Here is a 24,381-nt window from a genome sequence, read left to right as displayed (position 1 = left end):
AAAACAACTAAAATGATAATTAACAAAATATTTTAAAAATAGTAATATTAATATTATTTTGCAGTAAAAATATTACTGTAAGTATTGTATAATAATAAGTGAGTATATTTTTATTTAAGTGTAAAGTAGTATTTATAAACATAAGATATAAATCAAAATTCTCGACAAGTAAAAGATATATGTAATTTTAATCAATAATATTAGTGATGGATAAGAGTAAATTAATAATAGTATTAATTTACTCTATAAAAATATTTTGATTGATAAGAAATACCTATTGATAGTTTGAAAGATATAAATTTTACTTATTGAGATATAGATTATGGAGGTAATAGTACTAAAATAATAAGATAAATTAAAAGTTAGTAAACGTAATATTGATAATGTAAATATATTATATATTTTTTTATAAATTAATATAGAAAAGGGGGAATTATATGACTGAATTAATGATAATTAGTGGTTTAGTATTAATTATTTGTATAACTTCAACTAAGGTGTTATACAAATTTGGAGTACCAATTCTTCTAATATTCATTGTACTTGGAATGCTATTTGGATCAGATGGACTTGTTGGGATTTACTTTGATAATTATACATTAACTAATCAGTTATGTTCTATAGGATTAGTATTTATTATGTTTTATGGAGGGTTCGGTACAAACTGGAAGATGGCAAGACCGGTAGCAGTTCCGTCTATATTGATGTCATCCTTAGGAGTAATAATTACGGCAGCACTTACAGGTTTATTTTGTAATTTAGTAATAAAGACCACTGTATTAGAAGGACTTTTAATAGGAGCTATAGTTTCTTCTACTGACGCAGCATCAGTTTTTGCAATTTTAAGGGCACAAAAGCTAAACTTAAAAGGATCCTTGGCATCATTTTTGGAAGTTGAAAGTGGAAGTAATGATCCAATAGCTTATATGATGACTATTATAGTGTTAGTTATAATGAAGAATCCTAGTGAATTAAGTTTATTTACAGTAGTTTCTATGATAGTTACACAGATTGCATTTGGATTAATTATAGGTTTTTTACTTGCAAAGCTTACGGTATATGTGCTTAGATATTCAAATTTTGAGATTGAAGGCTTTTATACAATATTCGTAATGGCAGTTGCAATACTTTCATATGCATTAAGTGAATTTTTGGGTGGAAATGGATATTTGAGTGTATATATTGCAGGTATAATAATAGGAAATAGTAAAATACCTCGTAAGAAGAGTATATTTCATTTCTTTGATGGAATTTCGTGGATTATGCAAATGGTTTTATTCTTTATGTTAGGACTTTTATCCTTCCCGTCAAGACTAACATATGTTACAGGCACTGCAGTAGCTATATCTGTATTTATGATATTAGTTGCAAGGCCATTATCCACATTTATAATACTTAGTCCATTTAAATTTACAATAAAAGAGAAAATATTTATATCGTGGGTTGGGCTTAGGGGAGCTGCATCAGTTGTTTTCGCAATACTTGCAGTGACCTATGGAGTCAATATAGAAAATGATATATTTCATATAATATTTTTTATAGCATTATTTTCTGTTTCAATACAAGGGACACTTATACCTAAAGTAGCTAACTTATTAAATTTAGTTGACAATGAAGATAAGAGTTCTGTATTGAAAACATTTAATGATTATGCTGGAGAAATTAATAATGCTTTACTAGAGGTTAACATAACAGAAGATAATAAATGGGTAAATAAAACTATTATTGATGCAAATATCCCGGAGGATATACTTATTGTTATGATAAAACGAGAAAGTAACATATTAGTACCCAAAGGATCAACTTTAATAAGAAGTGGAGATATTCTTGTTCTAAGTGGTAATAATATAGAGAGTTTAATAGAATAATATATCCAGTATGCTATTTCTTTATACTGACATTTAATATGTAACTTCTATATAAAAATTTCCATATAGAAGTAATGCTAAGTAAATGAGTAAATTATAATAGAGCTGTTACATTAAGGTTAAATACTACAATATATGTAATAATTTATATATTGTTTGTAAGTTACTTGATGTAACAGCTTTTTTATTGTGGAAATTAGTATTATTATCATACAAGAGTAAAAGATATAGGATAAGAAATCAAGAAGAATATAATGTATGAACTTATAATTGTAATCTCAGTTAAGTTGCTAAATTGTCGAAAATATAATAATATAAATAAATATATTTAATTATATTAAATGCAGTTACAAAAAAGTGCCTAATTGCTAAATAATAAATTTAAAATTAGTATTATTATGTATAGTTAAAATTAGAGAGGTGATAAAGGGATGAAGAAGATGGGAAGAATTATGTTAACTGCAATAGTGTTAATGTTTTTAACTATGAATGTGGGGGTTTTTGCGGATACTACCGAAACCAATAATAATTCAGTTAGAGTAGGTTCATCGGGAACTTACTATCCTTTTACTTTCATGGAAGGGAATGAGGTTAAAGGATTTGAGGTAGATGTTTGGAGTGAGATAGGTAAGAGATTAGGATATAACATTGAGCATAAAAACGCTTCATTTAGTGGACTTTTTGGAATGCTTGATTCAGATAAGATAGATGTAATATCTAATCAAATAACCATAACAGATGAGAGAAAGGAAAAGTATTATTTCGCAGATCCATATGTGGAAAGTGGAGCGCAAATAGTAGTTAAGGCAGGAAATGATGAATTAAAATCCATTGATGATTTAAAAGGTAAAAACGTCGGAGTTGACTTAGGAAGTAACTATGAAGAGTTGTTAAAGAACAAGAATAGTGGAGCTAATATTATTACATATCAAAGTACAGATTCAGCATTTAATGATTTAATAATTGGAAGAATAGATGCCGTTGTTATAGATAAAATATCAGCATTAATTAATATAAATGAAAAAGAGCTACCCCTACAATTAGTTGGTGAACCTTTTGAAAAGGTAGCAAATGCTTTTGTTTTTAAGAAAACAACGCATAATGCAAAGCTTGTAAAGGAGATAAATGAAGTTTTAAATGCCATGGAGGAAGACGGTACATTAAAGCAAATCTCTAATAAGTGGCTTAATACAGATGTTACGGTTAAAAGTAGTAATAGCTTTTTTAATAGGTTATCTAGAGAAATTTTATCAGGTATAAAAGTAACTCTTTTATTATCAATAATATCAATGCTTATAGGATTGAGTGTAGGTATAATTATCTCAATAGTGAGATATTTAAATATTCCTATTTTGAGCAATATGCTATCCATATATGTGTCTTTCTTTAGGGGAACACCATTATTAGTGCAGTTATTTTTATTATATTTTGGACTTCCTCAGATCTTCCCAATACTTAAGGGTATGAGTGGTTTTACTTCAACTTACATAGCTTTAGGATTAAATGCATCCGCATATATTTCTGAGGTGTTAAGAGGATCATTTAATGCCATGGATAAGGGGCAAATAGAGGCTTGTTTATCTATAGGAATGACTAACATACAATCTATAAAGAGAGTAATATTACCACAGGTTATTAGAATATCCATACCTTCAATTGGAAATATATATATAGATATAGTAAAGGGTTCTTCACTAGCATTTACAATTGGAGTTGCAGAAATGTTAGCAAAAGCACAAATGGTTGCATCTACTAACTATAGGTTCTTTGAGAGTTACATAGCTGTAGCTATTGTCTATTGGATTCTAATAGAGATATTTAACTATTTACAAAAGATAATAGAAAAGAAACTATCGGTATATTAGGAGGGGTTCTATGATTAGAGTTGAAGGTATAAAAAAGAATTATGGAGATCTTGAGGTACTAAAGAGCATAGATTTAGAAGTTAAAAAAGGTGAGGTTATAGTAATTATAGGACCTTCAGGTTCAGGAAAATCTACTTTTTTAAGATGTTTAAATTATTTAGAAGTTCCTACAAAGGGTGTAATAAGCATAGATGATTTTAAAATAGATGCAGAGAATTATACTAGTAGTGATGTGAAAAATTTAAGGTTAAAATCTGCTATGGTATTTCAAAATTTTAATTTGTTTAATAATAAAACTGTATTAGAAAATGTTATGGAAGGATTAGTTTCCGTAAAGAAATTAGATAGGAAGCAAAGTGAAGAAATATCATTAGAAATACTTAAGAAGGTAAATATGGAGATGAAAAAGGATGTATATCCTAAGAACTTATCTGGTGGTCAGAAACAAAGAGCTGCTATAGCAAGAGCAATAGCATTAGAACCAGAGGTTATATTATTTGATGAACCTACTTCAGCATTGGATCCTGAAATGGTTTTAGAGGTTCTTAATGTAATTAAAGAATTAAGTAGGGATAATACTACTATGATTATTGTTACTCATGAATTACCTTTTGCTAGAGAAATAGCAGATAAGATTGTGTTTATGGATAAAGGGATAGTAGTTGAAGAAGGAAAACCTGAAGATGTTTTATTAAATCCTAAGGAGGACAGAACTAAGGAGTTTTTATCTAGTGTAAGGTTCAACTAGAAACCTATAGGTAACTGAAAAGTGACTAAGCAGTAACCTGAAAGTGCCTAATTGTCTAAATAGTATTAATTATATAAAATGAATTAAAGTAAAGAATAGTAGTAAGTAAATTAAGAGGGCACTTAATATTAATAGTTATATAGGAGATAATGATTATGAAAAAATATGATTCTATAATAATTGGATTTGGTAAGGGTGGAAAAACACTAGCAGGCTTTTTAGGTAAGCAAGGTAAAAGGGTAGCTTTAATAGAAAAATCAGATAAGATGTATGGTGGAACATGTATAAATGTTGGCTGTATCCCAACAAAGACATTAGTTCATAAAGCTAAAGTGTCTTTATATAAAAACTTAAAGACATTTAGTGAAAAAGCTGAAGAATATAAAAATGCTATAGAAGAAAAACAAAAGTTAATTGAAGCTTTAAGGGCAAAGAATTATGATATGTTAGATAGTAATGAAAATGTTCATATATATACCGGAAAGGCTTCTTTTATTTCAAATAAAGAGGTTGAGGTTGATACTAAGGATGGTAAATTAACTGTAGAAGGTGAAAATATATTTATTAACACTGGTTCATCTACGGTAATACCTAATATACCAGGAATAAAAGACAGTAAAAAAATATATACAAGTACGACTATAATGGAGTTGAAAAAGTTACCTAGACACTTGGTAATAGTAGGTGGAGGATATATTGGACTTGAGTTTTCATCTATATATGCAAGTTTTGGTTCTAAGGTAACTGTAATAGAAACAGGAAATAGAATTGCTAATAGAGAGGACGAAGAAATATCAGCTAATGTTAAGGAAATATTAGAAAAGAAAGGTGTTTCATTTGTATTAAATTCACAAGTAAAGTCCTTTGAGGAAAAGTGTAATGGAGTTGAAGTAACTTATTTAGATACTTTAAGTAATTCAGAAAATAAAATAAGTGGTGATGCTGTTTTAATTGCAACTGGAAGAAAACCAAATACAGATGGACTAAACTTAGAAGCAGCAGGTGTAGAGGTTACTGAAAGAGGAGCAATACGTGTTGATAATAAATTAAAGACAAGTGCAGATAACATCTGGGCTATTGGAGATGTAAATGGAGGACCTCAATTTACGTATATTTCTTTAGATGACTTTAGAATTATTAAGGATAATTTGTTTGGTGAGGGTAAGAGAACAACTGATGATAGAGGGGCTGTACCTTACTCAGTATTTATTGAACCAAGTTTATCTAGGGTTGGATTAAGTGAGAGTGAAGCTTTAGAAAGAGGCTATGAGGTTAAGATTGCAAAGTTACAGGTGGCTGCGATTCCAAGAGCTAAAGTAATAGGTGAAACTGAAGGTGTGATGAAAGCTGTAGTAGATGATAAAACTAATAAAATATTAGGTTGTACCTTATTAAGTGCTGAATCAAGTGAGTTAATAAATATAGTTAGTCTTGCTATGAAATCTAATGAAGATTATACATTTTTAAGAGATAATATATTTACTCACCCTACTATGAGTGAAGCATTAAATGATTTATTCTCACTTATATAAGGAGTGGGGTATAGACGAATGAAGAAGAACAAATCAATAATCTATATTTTATCTGTATTTATTATAGGATTAATTCTTGGAGGGATTGTGGTCAACTTTATAAGTAAGAATGAAGGTAAAAATGATATTGTTGTAAATAACAATCTTTTAAGTAATAATAAACTAAATAATAGTGAGATAAGAGATAATAATCATAAGGTGGATGCATCTATGTATTCTTTTGAAACAACAGATAAAAATGTTATTTCCAGGGAATTAAAGGGCGAGTATTTAGATAAACTAGTAACTATTGCGGTAAATCAAGAGGAATTTTCCATTAACTTAATAGGAATAGATAGTAAAAGCGAAGTAGTTTTAATTAATCCTACTACTGGTGATATGATTCCATTAAAATATGATAATGAAAAATTTTCAACTAAAACTAGTTTAGAGAAAGATATAACTTATGGAGTAATAATTAACTATAAGTTATCGGGATCTATTAGGGTAGTTGAGGACTTGAATAGTATAGACGCAGAGCAACTATTTAGAGATGCACTAATAAGCATGGGCTGTGGATTATAGTATAAAATTTTATAATAAATAAAAAACGTTTCTTGAGTAATCGAGGAACGTTTTTTTAAAAGTCTTAAAAAAGTCATAAAATAACCATTTCCTAATCATAACTGAATGTAATAATAACCTTAACAAGTAGGGGAAGGAGAATATTATATGTTAGTTTTAAAGAATATTAATAAGAAATTTAATGATTCAGTAGTACTTAAAAACTTGAACATGGAAGTTAAAGGTGGACTAAATTTTATAGTGGGTCCTTCTGGAAGTGGAAAGTCTACTTTATTAAAGATAATAAGTGGAATGGATAAAGAATATGATGGAGAGGTTTTTTATAGGGGGAAGGAGCTTAAGGATTTTAATAGTAAAGAATTAGATTCATATTACTATAACTCAGTAGGATTTATATGGCAGAACTTTCAACTTATAGAGCATTTGTCTGTAGAGGATAACATAAAAGTTGTTTTAGAACTTGAAAATTTAAGTAAGGAAGAAATGGATAAGAAGGTAACAACTATATTAAGAAAATTATCCATTGATAAGTTATCAGCGAGAAGTGTTTCTACACTATCAGGTGGGCAAAAGCAAAGAGTTGCTATTGCTAGAGCTTTAGTAAAGGATCCTGAAATAATAATTGCAGATGAGCCAACAGGAGCATTAGATAAAAAGACCTCCAATTTAATAATGGAAACCTTAAGAAAGATTGCAAAGGAAAAAACCGTAATAGTAGTTACTCATGATAAATCATTAGTATCAGAGGACAGTAATTGTTTTTTATTAAAGGGTGGGGTAATAAGTCAAATATCAGATTCTAAGACTATAACTGAGGTTAGTAAAAAGAGTAGTATGGTTAAGCCTAAACTATCATTAGGGAGAGCTGCTATACAAGGGGCTAGAAATTTTAAGGGCTTATTTATGAAGTTCACATTAACATCTCTTGTACTTATGTTAGCTTCTTACTTCTTACTTCTTAATGTAAGTGGAACTGTTGTAAATGAGCAGCAAAATATCTTAAATAAGCTTATAGAAGAAAGGGGTAATACCTTAAGAGATATAGATCTTGTAACTAGTATGGTAGGTGGAAGCAGTACGGATGACAAGGATGATAAGAAGGGTTCAGTAGATGTGAAACAAGATGTATCAAAGGCTTTTGAAAGGCTAAAGAATGATGATAGAGTAGAATTCATAGCACCCTTAGCAATTGTAGATAACATGACTGTTAAAATGGAGAATAAGGAGTACACTGTTGAAACTAGTAATAATGTACCAGTTCTTAATGAGGTAGTTGCTGGAAGAATACCAAAACTTGAGGGTAGGGAAGTAGCAGTGACCAAGATGTTTCTTGAAAAGTTAAAGTTAAAGCCAGAGGAGGCTCTTGGAAAGGTAATTTCAATAAATGGTAATGCCTTTGATTGGTCATCAGGAGAGCCAAAGGAAGTAAAAGCAAAGGCAAATGATTTAACAATAGTTGGGGTAATAGACTCAAAGTTTTCAATAAGCTCTCCTAAGGGCGGTAAATATGAAAGTGAATTAGAAGATTCATTTATATATAGTTTAGAGGTAGCAAAGGAAATAAAAAAGCAAACGAACTCTAGCACAAGCAATATCTCATTTAGAATTAGAGTTAAGGAAGTTAAAGATATAATGCCTATAGTTAAGGAATTAGAAAAGGATGGATTAACTCCAATCGGAATGTTTGAAATGGTAAAGGATATATTAAAGATAAATAATACAACAAAGGAGCAGTCAGGTTCTCTTACCATAATAATAGCAGCTATAGCTATAGTAGTTTCTTTAGCTGTTACTATAATAAATGGATATTTAAGAAAGAAAGAATTTGCTATTTTAAAGATAAACGGATACTCAAAGGGAAGTATAATGAACCTTAATATTATGGAGTATGTGCTTATTTCAATAGTATCAGCAGTAGTGTTTGTAGTGGCATTACCTTTGATAAATAGTATGTCAAAATCAATGCTAGATATGACTGTATCAGGCTCTAATACAACAATCTTAGGATTAGTAATAGTTTTAATCTTAGGGCTAGTAATGGGGGTAATATCAGCAGTTATAAGTTCAAATATAAAAACTACAAATAACTTAATGACAGGTGATAGATAATGATTGCTTTAAAAAGATTAAATAAAAGTTTTGGAGATACAAAGATTTATAATGAGGTTAATTATATATTTAAAGAAAATAAGTTAACATGTTTCTTCGGACCGAGTGGTTCAGGAAAAACAACATTATTAAATTTAATAGCAGGCTTTGATAGTGATTATGAAGGTGAGATAAAGGCTGAAGGGGTAAGACTTAAGGATTTATCCATGGATGAACTTTGCGAATATAGATTTAATAATATAGGATTTGTTTTTCAGAATTATAATTTACTAAAGGGATATACAGCTTTAGAAAATGTACTTATGGGTATAAATTTGAAAAATGAAATAACAGAATGTGAAAAGAGAAAGATGGCCTTAGAAATACTAAGGTCACTAGGTATTGCAGATAAAAAAGATCAAAGTGTTGAGACCATGAGTGGAGGTCAAAAGCAAAGAGTTGCAATTGCTAGAGCATTAATAAATGACCCTAAAATAATATTAGCAGATGAACCTACAGGAGCTTTAGATGGAGAAGCTACTAAGGTAATTATGGAAATTTTAAAGGAAATCTCTAAGGAAAAGACAGTTATTATAATAACTCATGATGAAGAAGTTGCTCATTATGCAGATGAAATTATAGAACTTGAGGAGTACGGAATAGCTATAAAAAAGTCTGCAATAGAGAGGGGAAATGATGAAATAAGAGCTGATGAAGAGGAGTTACTATCTAATGAAAGCTTGGCAATGAAAGTTCTTGCAGAAAAGCTTGAATCTAAGAATGGCATTGAAGATAAGACCTATGTAAAACCTAAGCTATCAAAGAAGATTTCAACTAAGTTAAGCATGAAGAATTTTAGGATTCATTTCTTTAAGTTCATGATTGCAGCAATTATAATAGCCTTTGGTTCCTCTGCTTTTGTTGGTTCATTGTCTTCTAAAAAGATTACCGGAAGAATTATAGAGGAGTTTAAGACAAAGAACTTTTTCTATAATTCAGGACAAGCGCCTATAAATAAAGAAATAAAGAAAACTCATGAAGAAATATTAAATATCTTAAAAGCAAAAGAGGATGTTGAAAATGTATATTTTCAATATGATTTAGAAAATATAACACTAAAAAGTGGAGATAAGAGTCTTGAGGTGGAATATAAGGTCCCTACTGCTCTTTCTAAGGAAAGCTTAGTATATGGGGATATGCCTAAGGGTAATAAGAAGGAGATAGTTATTGCTATGAATATGGCAAATAGATTATCTAGTGATACAAAAGCTCTTTTAGGGAAGGAAATAGTGCTTCAGTATAAGGATAAAGATGGTACAATAAAGGAAGAAAAGTTAATAGTTTGTGGATTAACTAATTCACAATATCAGGATTTTGTAGTTAGCAGTAATGTTGAAAAAGGAATTTATGATAATACTAATATCCATAAGGATAAACCGACAGCAGTTGCCTTTGAGGTGAAAAACTTTGAGGAAATATCAAGGGTAGATAAGGAATTAAGAGACTTAGGAATTGAGGTTTTAACAAGAGCAGAGGAAGTAGATTCATTCCAAAATTCATTTGTAAAATTGATTAAGTTATATACAGCCTTATCCTATATAATCTTAGTGGTTGGAATGGCTATAAGTGCAGTTATGTTATATAAGGTTTCTATAGAAAGATATACAGAAGTAGGTCTTCTTGGAGCCTTAGGATACAAAATGAAAAATATAAATAGCATAATCTTTAAGGAAAGTTTATACTTTGCAATGCTTTCAACAGGATTATCCGGTGCATTTATATTTGTATTACAGGAGGTTTATAAGAAACAATTTGGATATGGATTAGAGTTGAATATCATGTCCTTTGTAATATTAGTAGGAATAAATTTAGTTTTAGCTATGGTTTTATCAAATGTAATAAACTTGAGACTTATAAAAACAGAACCAGCAAAGGCATTAAGAAGTTAAACTTGCAATGATAAAGTAAACTACAGTCTGAAATAGAATACATCGGGGGTTTTTTATGGAAAACAAAAGTGTATTAATAGTAGAAGATGAGGAAAAAATTAATAAAATGGTTAGTGATTACTTTAAGTTTAATGGCTTTGGGGTAATTAGTGTTTCTGATGGTATGGAAGCTGTAGAGAAGTTTAACGATGATATTGATTTAGTAATTTTAGATGTAATGCTACCAAAGTTAGATGGATTCACTGTGATTAGAAGAATAAGAAAAAAGTCTAATGTCCCTGTTATCATGGTCACTGCAAGAGGAGATGACGAAGATGTTTTAATGGGATATGAACTTAAGGTAGATGACTATATAATTAAGCCTTTTAGCTTAGAAATATTAATAGCAAAGGCTAAGGTTCTTTTAAATAGAATAGATTCAATGACAGTAATTAAAGAACATATAAAAGAAGACCTATTAAACTATAATGGAGTAAAGCTTGATAAACTTAAAATGGAAGTATATATAGATGATGAAAAAGTTGAATTAGAGCCTAAACAATTTGAAATTTTACAATATCTTATGGAGAATAAGAATATTGTTATATCTAGAGAGAAAATCTTAGAAGTCAAATGGGGCTATGATTACTTTGGAAATACAAGAGTAGTTGATGCTCAAATAAAAAAGCTTAGGAAGAATTTACAACATAAGTCGTACTGTATAAAAACAGTTTTTGGAGCTGGGTATAAATTTGATGTTGAATAAGTTTGTGAAAAAAAGCATAGCATCTAAGTTTTTCTTAATGAATTTAATAATTTTAATTTTTGTTATAGGCTCACAATTAATATTTCAAGCTGTGTATTTTGAAAAGTATTATTTGAGTAAAAAGGAAGATACTCTAGAGAAAAGCATAGCAGAGTTTAAAGAGTTTATTCTTAAGGGTTCAACTAGTGAAGAAATTATGAGGTTCATGAATGAGGTGAAGAGAAGAGAGAACATAGCATTATTTTTTAGAAATCCAGATATAACTAATGGATATTCCTTAGAAATGTATATGGGTCAAAAGCAAGTTCTTATTAAGGATAAATCTACAGGTAAAAAATTCAATATAGTATTAGGGAATCAATTCCCAAACATAAAAATAAACAAAGGTGACTCTATTGAGGTTACAGGAGTTAAGGACGCATATGGCTATATAGTAACCTATAATTTAGTGGTAAATGGCAAGGAAATAGAACCCTACTACAGCATAGTTCCTAGGGAAAATACTTCTTTTCAAGAGCCTGAAAGTAAGGTGCCATCTGTTTTAACAATTCCTATAGATCAACAAAGCTATGTCAGTGGTAGAGCTGAAGACTTTGTACCAGAGGACAGTTCCTATAGCGTTATTGCTAATGCAGATTTTTACTTAGGTTTAGAAACAAGACAAAATATAATGGTGAATAACAAATATGTAACTAAGACAACTGTATTAAATAGTGTAGATGAAATGATGGTTTTAAGTGAAAAGTTTTATGGTGGATACTTAATGGCAATGGCTCCCTTAGCAGAAGTTAATGATGTCCTGGGTAATATGAACAGTTATTATTTTATGATATTTTTGTTGGCATTTTTAATAGTGATTGTTGTTTCATTGGTTTATTCAAGATATATGACTAAACCTTTAGTAGAGATGAGTAATATTGCTAAGAAAATATCAGAATGTGATTTCCAATACAAATATGATGTAAAGACAGAAGATGAGATTGGAATACTTGGAGACTCACTTAACTCAATATCTAGCAACTTAGAGAAAAGTTTAAATGATTTGCAAGAAAGCAATGAAAAGCTTAAGGGTGAAATGGATATAAAGAATGTTCAAGAGGAGAAGCGTAAAGAACTTATAGCTAATATATCTCATGAATTAAAGACCCCTATTACTATAATTCAAGGTACTATAAATTGTGTTAAAGGTGGAATGTATGGTGATGATGTCTATGAGGATATTTTAGAAGAAACTAACAAGATGAATGAATTAGTAAGGGAAATGCTAGAAATATCAAAGTTAGAATCACCAACCTTTGTTTTAAACAAAGAAGCCTTTGATTTAGGAAGTATATTCTTAAAGGAAAAAGATAAGCTTAAATTAATGATTCAAGATAAAAATTTAAATATAATTTATAATGATTTTGATGAGATTATAGCCTTTGGAGATGAAAAAAGAGTAAATCAAGTAGTAACAAATTTTTTAACTAATGCAATAAAATATACTCCTGAGAATGGGAATATAGAAGTGGAAATAATATTAAATGAGCATAATCAATATGTATTTTCCATTGAGAATTTTGGGATTTCATTAAATGAAGAAGAGACAGATAGAGTATGGGATCCATTTTACAGAAAAGAAAAGTCAAGAAATAAGAAGTTTGGTGGAACGGGACTTGGTTTATCTATAGTGAAGAGGATTTTAGAGGTTCATAATAGTGACTTTGGTGTAGTAAGCACTGAAAATAGTGTGAAATTTTACTTTACAATACCTAAATGTATGGCTTACTGAAAAAAGAATAAATATGCAAATTTACTATTGACATACTGTTAATTCTTGTATACAATAGTTAAAAATAAACCTAAATTCGATAATGAGAAGAAGTAAGTTGTAAGGTAGTCCTACAGAGAATTGGTATAAGCTGAGAGCCAATGTTCGAATTATAACTGAAAATCATCTCCTAGAAGCAACACAGAAAAGAAATGAGTAAGTGTTGACGTAGTCTTTCCACGTTACAGGATAAGCGTATTGATAGATACGAACAAAGTGCTATAAAAAGTTGAGTACGTATAGACTTTTTATAGAATTAGGGTGGTAACGCGGATATAATCCGTCCCTTGAGTAATCAAGGGGCGGTTTTTTTATTGTCCAAATTAGGTTTAGGCTAATATATAGGGAGGAAGACATATGAAAGAATTGTCAAAAAAAGATTTAGTATTTGTAGGACTTATGTTGTTTTCGTTATTCTTTGGAGCTGGAAACCTAATATTTCCACCATTCTTAGGACAAATGGCAGGAGATAAGGTGTGGATTGCATTAGGAGCATTTTTGATTACCGCTGTAGGATTTCCAATTCTGGGTGTTATTGCTGTTGCAAAATCAGGTGGATTAGAAAATTTAGCAAGAAGGGTTCATCCTGTTTTCGCAATAATATTCACTATTTTGATATATTTATCTATAGGGCCATGCTTAGGTATTCCAAGGGCAGGTAGCTTACCATTTGAAATGGTAGTGGCACCATATTTGCCACAGGGAATGTCAGAAAGTTTAGCTCGTTTACTATTTACACTAGTGTTTTTCTCAGTAGCATACTGGCTTTCATTATCACCAACAAAGCTAGTAGATCGTATGGGAAAAGTATTAACACCAACATTATTGCTATTGATTTTAGTTGTTGTTATAGGATCAATATTTAATCCAATAGGAGCTTATGGTGAGGCAAGTGGAGCATATGTAGATTCGCCATTTGTCACAGGCTTCTTAGAGGGTTACTTAACTATGGACACCATTGCTGCCTTAAACTTTGGTATAGTTATAGCCCTTGCAATTAAATCAAAGGGAGTTAAGGAAGAAAAATATGTTATATCAACTTCTATTAAAGCAGGTTTCATTGCTGGGGGATTACTTGTTGTAATTTATGCTGTGTTAGCGCATTTAGGTGCAGCTAGTGGTGGAAAATTTGGAGATACAGCAAATGGAGCAGTTACTTTAACTAATGTTACAACTTACTTATTTGGTAACTCTGGGGCTGTATTGCTTGCTGTTTTATTTACCCTTGCCTGTTTAACAACAAGTGTTGGACTTATTACTTCTTGTAGTCAGTACTTTGCAACCTTAACAAAGAAGATTACTTATAAAAATTGGGTGAGAATACTAGCTCTTTCAAGTATGACTCTTGCTAATATGGGACTTACGAAGATACTTTCTGTATCAGTTCCACTTCTTAATATGATTTATCCAATAGCAATAATGTTAATAGTACTTGCTATGTTAGATAAGTTCTTTAAGGAAAATAAGCTTGTATATCCATTAACTATTTTGCTAACAGGAATAGTAAGTGTTATGCATGGTTTAGAAGGTATGGGAATAGAACTAGGAGCAAAATTATTAGGGGGACTGCCTTTATATATTCAAGGCTTAGGCTGGGTAGTGCCAGCATTATTAGGTATTTTAATAGGGGTAGCTGTTAGCTTTGTAAAAGGAAGAGTAAAGGTTGCTGATTTCTAAACAAGACTTATAAAAGCTTAGAAATCTATAATGAGCTTCATAATTTGTATGTTAAGATTGCACTATCTATTGAAGAATATTCTTTAAAAGTTGAAAAACAGTATGTTTTTAAAATATGTAATGAGTAGCCTTAGTATATAATTAAATTTTGAATAAGAAAGAAATAAAAATAAATATTAAATTTAAAAATCGCATTTTCAAGAGAGGGAATTTGCGATTTTTTTATTTGATAATTTTTGAGTATTTTTAATATATAAGTTCTAATTAATATTCTACATTTGGACTAATTCTTGTATGTACTTTATAATGAGCGTTATTTCTAAATAGAATGAATATTGCTTATTAGAATATATGAGATGAGATGTATAAAGATAAATTTAAATTAGTAATAAGAGCATATTTTAATTAAGAAGAAATTCTCTACAAAACAATCAATAAAATTACAAAAAAGATACATAATGATATAAAATATTGAAGGTAATAAAAAAAATGGTAAAATAACCTCATAACACATCTAAGTAGAGCTATAATAAAAAAGTTAATTGGATAAGTATTTACCCTGGATTAACAGTACCATGGACTATAAGCGTATTTTCAATATTTTTGTTAAGACAATTATATAAATAAGTAGTTTATTAAGACAATCCATATAGAGCATGAGCATTTGTAGATATATTCATATTTAAAATTTTATCACAGATAGAAAATGAATAATAAGAAAGGGGGATTTAGTGAGGGTGTGAAATTCATAATACGCCTTCTCGCTAAAAGTAAATAATGTTAAAAGTTGAATTCAAAAGAGCATTTATGGATAAGAAATTTATGGTATCAATTATTATAGGAATAGTATTTTGTCTAATTAATACTATTAAATATGATTACGGATACATTAACAATCCATATGCTAATGATATGTATTTTTATAATGATTTCATTAAGAATAGCCTTGTTTCAGCATATGATAATTTCATTATGTTTAGACTTACGGATATAGCTAATATATTTTTTATCATAATGCCTATACTAGTAGCTATACCATATAGTAGCGCCTACAATGAGGATATAAAAAGCGGATTTTCTAGAAATATATTTAGTAGAAATCATAAAAAAAGATATTTAATTAGTAAGTTTATTGTTAATTTTGTAATATCAGGACTTACATTTGCCATACCACTTATTTTTAATTTATTAGTCAATATAACAACTCAAGCATCTATAAATCCTGAAAGATTAAGCTCTAATGTTTTAGTAATAGGAAATTTATTTCCCCATATGTATTTAAATAACCTATTAATGTATACAATCCTATGGATATTTATATATTTTATTTCTGCTGGAGTAATATCAAGTATTGCATTAGGGGTAAGTAGCATTATTTCAAATAAGTTCATTATAGTTATAGCACCTTTTATAGTTGTACAAGTTATAGGAATCCTTTTTCCTTTCATGGGTTTAAATAAGTTTAATATATCTAGATTTTTATATTTATGCCCAAATATAGATTTGATAGCTATGAGCATTACCTTACTATCTATATTAACAGTTAGTTTCATAGCATTTTATTTTGGAGGTAGTGCAAATGAAAACTTTTAGAAGAGGGGTCAAGATTGTTAATTGCCATAAATTAAAGATATTACTCTTCTGTAATGTGATTTTTCTTTTAGCTTTATTGAGGCCAATGTTATTTTTTCAAGATAATTTAAGTTTATTTCAAAGTGGAGGGGCTCAATTATCAAATTTTGATTTTATATGCTCCTTTCAAGGTGATGGTATAGTTGATTTTAATAATTACATTTTTGTGATAATACCATTGTACTCTGTTATGATTACATTTATTTTAGATGAAGTTAGTGGTATGATAAGTACCATACGTTTGGGATCAAGAATTAGATTGTGGAATACGAAGGTTTTATATGTGGCTACTTCAGCATTTATCCTAAGTACCTTATTAATTATAGGAACATATTTCATTAGTGGTTTATTTATAGGAACATATAGTAATGCATGGAATACGGAGCTAGGATTACCTTATAAGATTTTTGGGACAACAAGTAAATGGCTTGGATTATCGACATTACTTACTACCCCAAAGGTATTATTAGTATTTTGGAACACTACATTTTTAGGGTTTTTATTTATAGGTTTATTCATTTGTATGATGAAGGTGATAGTATCTAATTTATATATTTACCTTAGTATCATAATTATCTTGTTTATGGATTTCTTTAATATGCTAGGGGTTACGGTAATAAGACAAATTTCAGTTACAGGTAATCAGTGGCTTAATATAGGAAGCATATTTTTTAATGCACTATATTTTATTTTTGGAATAGTGTTCTTTTATCTATTAGGAAAGTATATTAACTTAGAAAAAGATCAGTATTTGGGTAGGACAGGTGTATAAAGGTATGAAGAAAAACTTAAGCAGTATAAGTATTATAAAGCGTTTAGTAAAAAGAGATATTAAAATGAGTTTTATACCTTTTATCTTTAAGATGATACCATTTTATTTTGTTTATATATTGTATAATGTGCTTTTTATATTTTCACAAAGAGGGTATGAAATTATCGATGTCAAAAATACAGTTTTTAATATATATAAGGGATGCGAATATATTACTAACTTAGTTAATCAAAACTTAAATAGTGGTTTTCAATTTCCGATATTTTGGTTACTTATAAATGCTTATATATTGTATGTAGTTGGAGATTACATTTCTAATGATATGAAATGTAATGGAAAGTATGTACTTATTAGAGTAGGAAAAATACAGTATATTTATATATCAAAGGTTATCTGGGCTAGTATAGCTATAATTATTTATTACGGTTCTTTATTGGCTATAACTTGTGTTTTAGCAAATTTAAATTATTCAGGTGTTTATAAAATTATGAGTGAGCATTATAACAAAATAGGAAGCATAGAACTTATAGCACAGGTCTTTATATTATTTTCAATGACATCCATAGCAGTAAGTGCTATATTCACAGCATTATCTTTTAAAATTAAATCTTTATATGCGTTTCTAGTAAGTATAGTTTTATATGCAACTTCAGTATTCGTGGAAAGTAAATTTTTTATTGGACAGCATAGTATAATCTTAAGACATGTCCCCTTTGAATATACTCATAATTTCACAATACTTGATTCGGTAGTATTTACAGTAATTACTTGGAGCTGTTTTTTTATAATAGGTTACAAGATAATAATCAAAACAGATATATTTTAAAGGAGGAAATTATGAAAGAAGCTTACATTAAACTTAGAAATGTTAATAAACAAATTAATGGGAATATAATTCTTAATTCAATAAATTTAGACTTATTTAAAGGGAAGATTTACGGCTTTAAGGGCAAAAATGGTTCAGGGAAAACTATGCTATTTAGGGCTATATGTGGGTTTATTAAAGTAGAAGGTTCTATTATTATTAATGGAAATGATATAGTGAAAAGTGGAGTATACGCTGAGAATGTTGGTGTACTCTTAGAAAATCCAGGATTTATAGCTGGTTATTCAGGATTTAAGAACTTAAAATATCTATCAGAAATTAATAATAAGATAGATGATAATAAAATTAAAGAGGTATTGAAGGCAGTAGGGTTAGATCCAGAGGATAAAAAAGCATTTAAAAAGTATTCCTTGGGAATGAAGCAGAAGTTAGGAATTGCCCAGGCTATAATGGAGGATCAAGAGATTATTATATTAGATGAACCTACTAATGCATTGGATGAGGAATCTATAGAAAAATTAAATAAGATTATCTTAGGACTAAAGGAAAAAGGTAAGATAATACTTCTTTCTAATCATAATAGTGAAGAACTAGAGGAGATTTGTGATGAGATTTTTAAGATTGATAGTGGAAAAATAAAGAATACTATTTCAGGGGAAGAGAGTATATGAGAAATAAAAGAATAGTTATAGTAAGTTTTATATTGATAATTATTGCTATCTTTATAGGATATAGATATTACAAGATAAATGATGGAATTGTTAAAGAGTATGATGTAAAGGGATATAGTACTGGAGAGGTGATTAAGTTAGATGATATTGAAATTACTGCTAAGGGTATTTCCAGTGAAAGTGAAGGGGACTCAGAAATCATATATACTATAGATTTAACAGTGGAAAATACTAGCAATAAAGAGGTGGATATAAAACCTTTTTATTATAAGAGTAAACTTGTAACTAATAATATTATATTAGATGTTCCTGTTGGAAGAAATAAAGAGCAGAAGGAAGATTTATTAAAGCAGAAAGAAGAAAGGGATATACAGATAAAATATTCTATTCCAAAAGCTTATAAAAATGAATACTTTGAGTTATACTTCCCTAAGGAAATGTACAGTAAAGAAATTGAAGAGGTATTTAAGGAAATGAAAATGCATGAAAAATATGTTGCTTTATCTTTGAAAAAATAACATGAATTGTGGGTGTATATTATGAGAAGAAACAGTATAAATAAAATATTAATATTAGTGATTTTAATAATAGGAGTTGCATTAGGTGCAGTTACATTTTTAAATATGAAACATAAAAGAGAAAATGATCCAAATAGGTTTAATGTTACTGATAAGCAGATTGTGAATCAGGATACAGCCTTAACAACAGAGGTAACTAATGATTTCTTAAAATCAATGAATGAAAAACAACTTATACACTATAAAATAATAAACTCAATTGATTTTTTTGATACTGTAAAAGGGGAGATAAATCAATTTGGTATTTCATTTGATAATGAGGATATTAAATTTAATATAGATGTAAAAAGTAATATGAGTTTAATTGAAATAAATTCCAAGAGTAAGGACATTAAAACTATATTTAATGATGGAAAGTGTAGAGATTTTGATGAGAAGAATAAGACATATAGGGATATTCAAGTAGTTAGTCAAGATGAATATGAGGGTGTAAAAAAATCTGATTTAAGTAAGCTGATGCCTAATCAAAGATATAATGAAGGAAATGTAATATTACCTAGAAGTACGGAACTTCTTTTAGGCGTAGATAAAAGTATTTTATCAGAAGCTATATTAGGAACTTACATGAAGGATTATAGTAAATGGGACATTGATGGTAATGAAGAGTTTTTAGGTAGAAAGTGTGTTAAGATTTCAGGATTACGCTATGGTAAGGATGAGAGGTCAAAGGCAGAAAAGTATATAGCTTTAATTGATGATGAGACTGGAATAGTACTTAAATATGATGAACTAGATGCAAATGATAAAGCTGTAAATGGATTTAGCCTTAAGGAAATAAACTTTAATGAAGCTATGAATAAAGATATTTTTAATCTTGATGTGCAGGGTTATAGTAAAGAAAGCTTTGATGGAAAATAGATAGTAATTTAATAAAAAAGCACTTATGAAGTTGGACCATGTACTGTAAGTAAGGGGGAACTTTTCAGGTGCTTTTTATTTGTTTTCTACAAGTATATTGGAAATTAGGAGTTAGAATTCATAGTTTATAAATGTAGTTTATATAAGTAGAGTTGAAGGTTATCAATTACAAGGTTGAGATCATTATGAGAACCATTAAATAGGCTTAAATTATATTATATTTAATTTATAAGTAAGGCAAAGTAGGAAGATGAGACTATTTAAGATAAGTTTAAATATTATTAAGTAATAATAATATAAATATATGGTAAAGTAAGAGTATAAGTAGTTTTGCTTATACATTGAAAGTGAGGGGAGGAAGGTTTTGTGAAAAAGCTTAAAAATATATTTATATCTTTGATAACGAATCCATTGTTGTTAATTACTTATTGGGTTTTCTGTATTGAATTAACTTCCTTATGTAAGTATGGGAGGATGGATAATAACCTATATATATTATTAGGATGCGTCACATTCTCTATAATTGTTATTCTATGGACTGTAATTAGAGTTATAAGAAATAAAGAGGGGCTACTTGAAAGGTTCTTTGACTCAGGTAGGATAAGAGGCGCTATTATAAGTTGCGTTATTATAATTTTAGCAATAACTGTAGCTTATGGAGTACCAATATATAAAAGTGCTACTAATTATGGTGGGAAACTAGCTTGGTTTATAGATAGAATAAGATATGAAAAGAAGGTTGAGTTTAAACATAACAATATATATGAAAGTGGAGTACAAGGAATTTTTGATGATATAAATGAGAAATATCCTTTGCCACAAAAATTGTATATGTCAGATTCCTTTAATCTTCAATTTGATAAGGATGGAATTATTACCTCATTTGATACATTTATTTATGGTAAAGATGATAAGAACAAAGATGAAAGTTACTTAATAAGTTATGACAAAAATAAGTCAGATAAAATATTCTTAAGGGTAAAAGGATATGTAGATGCTAACTATAATGAGGATAAATTAGTAGAACCACTAATTAAAACTGTAAGGGCTATTAAGCTTAAAAATGCAGTGGATAGTTTAAATCAAAATGAATATGGACTGCTTTATTACGGAAAAAGGTCATGGGGATATAATTCAGAAGGGATTATAAACCTAAATGAAGATGGTGGTGAAAGCAAACTTTTAGGTTCGATGAATGAAATAGTTGGATATACCGTATCTTTATATGTACTAGGACAAGAAAACACAATAACTCCAATGAGATACAATTTAAAGGTTGATGAAGAATGGAGTAAATCTGAAACTTTACCTGAGGAGGAGCTTGATAAGAGGAAAGAACAGGAAGATGCTAGAAATAGTAATGAACAATTCTTTTTAAATGAGAATTTAGGATATAAGTTAAAAGTAGTTAATAAGGCTTTGGGTACAGCATTTTATTCATTTTACAATACTGAAGATGGAGGAAACACTTGGAATATTATAAATGAGGATCCCTTTAATGGAGATGGTGGTGCTGCAGCTGGAGTTAAGTTTATAAATGAAAAGCTTGGATTTCTGGCTTTATCAGGTGCATCAGGGACTAGTGCAGATTTATATGTTACAAGAGATGGTGGATTAAGTTTTGAAAGGGCTATATATGAAACACATGAAGTAAAATTAGATAATGGAGAGAGTATAGATGTATTTGATTTCCCTAGTATGCCTTATGAAAAGGATGGAGTGCTTAATATGCTTGTTGGGCAAGGTTCTGATGGAGATTACAATGGGGGTATTAGTGCATTATATGAGTCAAAGGATGAGGGTAAGACGTGGACATATGTGAAAGAAGAAAAGGAACCTTAAAGTTATAAAGTGAAATTTAAAAATAGAATAATATATGATTAAAAGAAACTGTGTATAGCTTTAAGGATCAAAGCTTAGTTATACACGGTTTTTTATGGTTTACAGAAATAACATTAAACATTATTAGATACTAATTTATTGGGTGACAAATTATAGATAAACATACATGGATGAAGATGCTTGAATTTACAATTGTTTAAATAAAGAAAAAAACATTGGTACAAATATAGAATATTAATCAGAGTTTATATGTAAATATGGTCTAAACTATATAAATATAATTAGCACAAATCATTATGAGTTAGGCATATGTTGAATTATAAAATATGAATTTTTTATTGATAAATTTATAAATAAGTATGAATAAATCTAAATGCATATTTATTGAGAGACTATATAGAAAATTATGAAAATTAACAAAAATATAGTTGAAATGTAAAAATAAAACTGATAGAATATGTAATGTAATAGGGTAGTGTACTATGTACATTTGTACTAATAATTTAATATCATATCTATACTTTTATTTATTTTTAGGAGGCTATAAGATGAATAGCAAAAAGTTAAAATGTAAAAAAGCATTAGCTGGTGTAATGTCGGCGGCAATGTTATTTCAAGTTTCACAAATCAATGTTTTCGCAGAGGATATTAATACTGATATTAAAGAAGAAGTTAAGTTAGAAGAGAATCAAAATGTAGTTGACAAAGTTATTCAAGACAAAATGGACGAAGTAGAAAATGCCAATAAAGCAGAAGATAAAATAGAGGAAACTCAAGAGAAGAGTGAAGCAGAGGAAATAATTAATATTCCAGATCAGAATTTAAAGAAAGAATTAAACAAACATTTATCCCAAGAAGCAGATAGCGATATAACAAAAACTCAATTAGAATCAATTGAAGCTATAGATATAGAGGGTGTTGATATAAGCAATTTAGAAGGCTTACAATACTGTATTAATTTGAGCAACTTGCAATTAGACGATATAGGCTCACCTGATATATCAATAATAAAAGTCCTAACTAACTTAGAAGTTTTGAGTTTACAGAATAATAATATAAGTGATATAACACCAATAGAATCATTAAAAAATATAAAATTTTTAAATTTATCTAAAAACAAAATAGAAAATATAGATACATTGAAAAATTTAAGTGGCTTACAGTATTTGGATTTGAGTTCAAATAAGATAAGTAATTTAGAGGTTATAAAAAGTTTATCTAAGTTAGAAGCTTTACTTTTAGGTTCTAATAATATAAGTAACATTGAAGATTTAAGTACTATGTCACAATTAGGGTTTTTAGGCCTAAGTGATAATCAAATAAGCAATATAGATGTACTACAAAAATTAACTGGTTTAACAGCTTTAGATTTATCAATAAATAAAATAACTGATATAAAGCCTTTAGAGGGCTTAACTAGTATATTAAGTTTACAATTAGATAATAATCCTATAAGTGATTTTTCAGCTTTGAAAAAAATGAATCAATTATTAGTGTTATCTTTAAAGGCTTCAAATTTAAAGGATATATCAGTGTTAGAGAATATGACTGAATTAGGAATTTTAGATTTAGCTGTTAATGAAATAGAGGATTTAACTCCACTAAAGAATTTAACTAAGTTAACAGAGTTATTTTTAGATTTTAATAAAATAAGTGATGTAAGTGCATTAAGTAACTTAAATCAATTAGAAAGATTATTTTTAGATAATAATAAAATAAGTGATATAAGTCCATTAAGTGGTATGAGTAAATTAAAGAACTTAAACTTAATAGATCAAAAAATACAATTACAAGAGCAAACTTGTAATGATAAGTTTGAATTAGAAAATAAGATAAAAAATCTAGAAGGTAAAAATGCTTTACCTACAGATATAACTGGAAATGGTTCTTATGATTCTGAATCAAATAAAATTAAATGGGAAAATATTGATGAAACTGTGAAGGAACAATCTTATAAATTCAATGAAGAAGTTAAGGTTGGAAATGTAGAAGCTAAATTCTCAGGTTCAGTAGTTCAACCAATAGCATTTAATAGTTCAACTACTAAGCCAAATGAAAATAAACCAGGTACTACTAAGCCAGAAGAAGCAAAACCAAACAACAATACTAACTCTTCAAGTCCTAAAACAGGAGATGTTGGGGCATTGGGATATATAGGCTTAGGTGCAGCTTCATTAGTAGGATTAATATTTAATAAAAAGAAAAATAAAAAATAGTATATATATTAAGTACTTGAAAAAATGATGAATTAAAAAAGGGTGATAGCAACAAGAATAACCTCATAGTATATTGTATTTGTAAGTTGATTTATAAATACAATATATTAAACTAGGAGTTTATTAGTGCTATGACCCTT

The 24,381-nt window shown here is 28.7% G+C and carries 18 protein-coding genes and 1 other annotated feature; all 18 genes read left to right on the top strand.

Annotated features, from left to right (window positions below):
- Positions 1–437 precede the first annotated feature (437 nt).
- On the top strand, positions 438–1,868 hold the full coding sequence (locus tag BUA48_RS10115) for a potassium/proton antiporter (protein WP_072831943.1): 1,431 nt from the start codon (positions 438–440) through the stop codon (positions 1,866–1,868).
- A 431-nt stretch (positions 1,869–2,299) separates the two neighbouring features.
- Positions 2,300–3,733 (top strand): ABC transporter permease subunit, encoded by a 1,434-nt coding sequence (locus BUA48_RS10110; protein ID WP_072831942.1) that lies wholly within the window; start codon positions 2,300–2,302, stop codon positions 3,731–3,733.
- A 10-nt stretch (positions 3,734–3,743) separates the two neighbouring features.
- On the top strand, positions 3,744–4,481 hold the full coding sequence (locus BUA48_RS10105) for an amino acid ABC transporter ATP-binding protein (RefSeq protein ID WP_072831941.1): 738 nt from the start codon (positions 3,744–3,746) through the stop codon (positions 4,479–4,481).
- Between the two features lie 155 nt (positions 4,482–4,636).
- Positions 4,637–6,013 carry an FAD-dependent oxidoreductase gene (locus BUA48_RS10100; RefSeq protein ID WP_072831940.1) on the top strand — a complete coding sequence of 459 codons (1,377 nt, stop codon included), beginning with the start codon at positions 4,637–4,639 and terminating at the stop codon, positions 6,011–6,013.
- A gap of 18 nt (positions 6,014–6,031) precedes the next feature.
- A complete protein-coding gene (locus BUA48_RS10095; protein WP_072831939.1) occupies positions 6,032–6,577 on the top strand; it encodes a hypothetical protein in 546 nt (181 codons plus the stop codon).
- 147 nt (positions 6,578–6,724) lie between these two features.
- Positions 6,725–8,686 carry an ABC transporter ATP-binding protein/permease gene (locus BUA48_RS10090; RefSeq protein ID WP_072831938.1) on the top strand — a complete coding sequence of 654 codons (1,962 nt, stop codon included), beginning with the start codon at positions 6,725–6,727 and terminating at the stop codon, positions 8,684–8,686.
- Entirely contained in the window at positions 8,686–10,614 is a 1,929-nt protein-coding gene (locus BUA48_RS10085) for an ABC transporter ATP-binding protein/permease (protein WP_072831937.1), read from the top strand. Before BUA48_RS10090 ends, BUA48_RS10085 begins: the two co-directional genes overlap by 1 nt.
- 55 nt (positions 10,615–10,669) lie before the next feature.
- Positions 10,670–11,359: a response regulator transcription factor gene (locus BUA48_RS10080; RefSeq protein WP_072831936.1), complete on the top strand. Its 690-nt coding sequence runs from the start codon at positions 10,670–10,672 to the stop codon at positions 11,357–11,359.
- Complete coding sequence (locus BUA48_RS10075) at positions 11,349–13,130, top strand: sensor histidine kinase (RefSeq protein WP_072831935.1); 1,782 nt, start codon at positions 11,349–11,351, stop codon at positions 13,128–13,130. Before BUA48_RS10080 ends, BUA48_RS10075 begins: the two co-directional genes overlap by 11 nt.
- A gap of 70 nt (positions 13,131–13,200) precedes the next feature.
- Positions 13,201–13,460 (top strand) — a binding site (T-box leader).
- A 66-nt stretch (positions 13,461–13,526) separates the two neighbouring features.
- Positions 13,527–14,846, top strand: a complete 1,320-nt coding sequence (gene brnQ / locus BUA48_RS10070; protein ID WP_072831934.1) for a branched-chain amino acid transport system II carrier protein — start codon at positions 13,527–13,529, stop codon at positions 14,844–14,846.
- An 807-nt stretch (positions 14,847–15,653) separates the two neighbouring features.
- Positions 15,654–16,439 (top strand): hypothetical protein, encoded by a 786-nt coding sequence (locus BUA48_RS10065; protein WP_072831933.1) that lies wholly within the window; start codon positions 15,654–15,656, stop codon positions 16,437–16,439.
- Complete coding sequence (locus tag BUA48_RS10060) at positions 16,426–17,250, top strand: hypothetical protein (RefSeq protein ID WP_072831932.1); 825 nt, start codon at positions 16,426–16,428, stop codon at positions 17,248–17,250. Before BUA48_RS10065 ends, BUA48_RS10060 begins: the two co-directional genes overlap by 14 nt.
- Positions 17,251–17,254: 4 nt before the next feature.
- On the top strand, positions 17,255–18,076 hold the full coding sequence (locus BUA48_RS10055) for a hypothetical protein (RefSeq protein ID WP_072831931.1): 822 nt from the start codon (positions 17,255–17,257) through the stop codon (positions 18,074–18,076).
- Positions 18,077–18,087: 11 nt separating this feature from the next.
- Complete coding sequence (locus tag BUA48_RS10050) at positions 18,088–18,747, top strand: ABC transporter ATP-binding protein (protein WP_072831930.1); 660 nt, start codon at positions 18,088–18,090, stop codon at positions 18,745–18,747.
- Positions 18,744–19,265 carry a DUF4352 domain-containing protein gene (locus BUA48_RS10045; RefSeq protein ID WP_072831929.1) on the top strand — a complete coding sequence of 174 codons (522 nt, stop codon included), beginning with the start codon at positions 18,744–18,746 and terminating at the stop codon, positions 19,263–19,265. Before BUA48_RS10050 ends, BUA48_RS10045 begins: the two co-directional genes overlap by 4 nt.
- Positions 19,266–19,286: 21 nt before the next feature.
- Positions 19,287–20,183: a hypothetical protein gene (locus BUA48_RS10040; RefSeq protein ID WP_072831928.1), complete on the top strand. Its 897-nt coding sequence runs from the start codon at positions 19,287–19,289 to the stop codon at positions 20,181–20,183.
- Between the two features lie 366 nt (positions 20,184–20,549).
- The gene (locus BUA48_RS10035) at positions 20,550–22,025 is read left to right on the top strand and encodes a WD40/YVTN/BNR-like repeat-containing protein (RefSeq protein WP_072831927.1); all 1,476 of its coding nucleotides are present in this window, start codon (positions 20,550–20,552) and stop codon (positions 22,023–22,025) included.
- Between the two features lie 548 nt (positions 22,026–22,573).
- On the top strand, positions 22,574–24,241 hold the full coding sequence (locus tag BUA48_RS10030) for a leucine-rich repeat domain-containing protein (protein WP_072831926.1): 1,668 nt from the start codon (positions 22,574–22,576) through the stop codon (positions 24,239–24,241).
- Positions 24,242–24,381: the final 140 nt, after the last annotated feature.

The organism is Clostridium collagenovorans DSM 3089 (assembly GCF_900130005.1).
Classification (GTDB): domain Bacteria; phylum Bacillota; class Clostridia; order Clostridiales; family Clostridiaceae; genus Clostridium_D; species Clostridium_D collagenovorans.
The sequence above is the reverse complement of the archived record's forward strand: the minus strand, read 5'-3'. Positions and strand labels throughout refer to the sequence as shown.

Coding starts and splice junctions, on each gene's coding strand:
- BUA48_RS10055 (WP_072831931.1), top strand. CDS start 17,255: ATGAAGAAAAACTTAAGCAGTATAAGTATTATAAAGCGTTTAGTAAAA.
- brnQ (WP_072831934.1), top strand. CDS start 13,527: ATGAAAGAATTGTCAAAAAAAGATTTAGTATTTGTAGGACTTATGTTG.
- BUA48_RS10065 (WP_072831933.1), top strand. CDS start 15,654: ATGGATAAGAAATTTATGGTATCAATTATTATAGGAATAGTATTTTGT.
- BUA48_RS10080 (WP_072831936.1), top strand. CDS start 10,670: ATGGAAAACAAAAGTGTATTAATAGTAGAAGATGAGGAAAAAATTAAT.
- BUA48_RS10115 (WP_072831943.1), top strand. CDS start 438: ATGACTGAATTAATGATAATTAGTGGTTTAGTATTAATTATTTGTATA.
- BUA48_RS10075 (WP_072831935.1), top strand. CDS start 11,349: ATGTTGAATAAGTTTGTGAAAAAAAGCATAGCATCTAAGTTTTTCTTA.
- BUA48_RS10090 (WP_072831938.1), top strand. CDS start 6,725: ATGTTAGTTTTAAAGAATATTAATAAGAAATTTAATGATTCAGTAGTA.
- BUA48_RS10040 (WP_072831928.1), top strand. CDS start 19,287: ATGAGAAGAAACAGTATAAATAAAATATTAATATTAGTGATTTTAATA.
- BUA48_RS10060 (WP_072831932.1), top strand. CDS start 16,426: ATGAAAACTTTTAGAAGAGGGGTCAAGATTGTTAATTGCCATAAATTA.
- BUA48_RS10085 (WP_072831937.1), top strand. CDS start 8,686: ATGATTGCTTTAAAAAGATTAAATAAAAGTTTTGGAGATACAAAGATT.
- BUA48_RS10050 (WP_072831930.1), top strand. CDS start 18,088: ATGAAAGAAGCTTACATTAAACTTAGAAATGTTAATAAACAAATTAAT.
- BUA48_RS10095 (WP_072831939.1), top strand. CDS start 6,032: ATGAAGAAGAACAAATCAATAATCTATATTTTATCTGTATTTATTATA.
- BUA48_RS10045 (WP_072831929.1), top strand. CDS start 18,744: ATGAGAAATAAAAGAATAGTTATAGTAAGTTTTATATTGATAATTATT.
- BUA48_RS10100 (WP_072831940.1), top strand. CDS start 4,637: ATGAAAAAATATGATTCTATAATAATTGGATTTGGTAAGGGTGGAAAA.
- BUA48_RS10030 (WP_072831926.1), top strand. CDS start 22,574: ATGAATAGCAAAAAGTTAAAATGTAAAAAAGCATTAGCTGGTGTAATG.
- BUA48_RS10105 (WP_072831941.1), top strand. CDS start 3,744: ATGATTAGAGTTGAAGGTATAAAAAAGAATTATGGAGATCTTGAGGTA.
- BUA48_RS10110 (WP_072831942.1), top strand. CDS start 2,300: ATGAAGAAGATGGGAAGAATTATGTTAACTGCAATAGTGTTAATGTTT.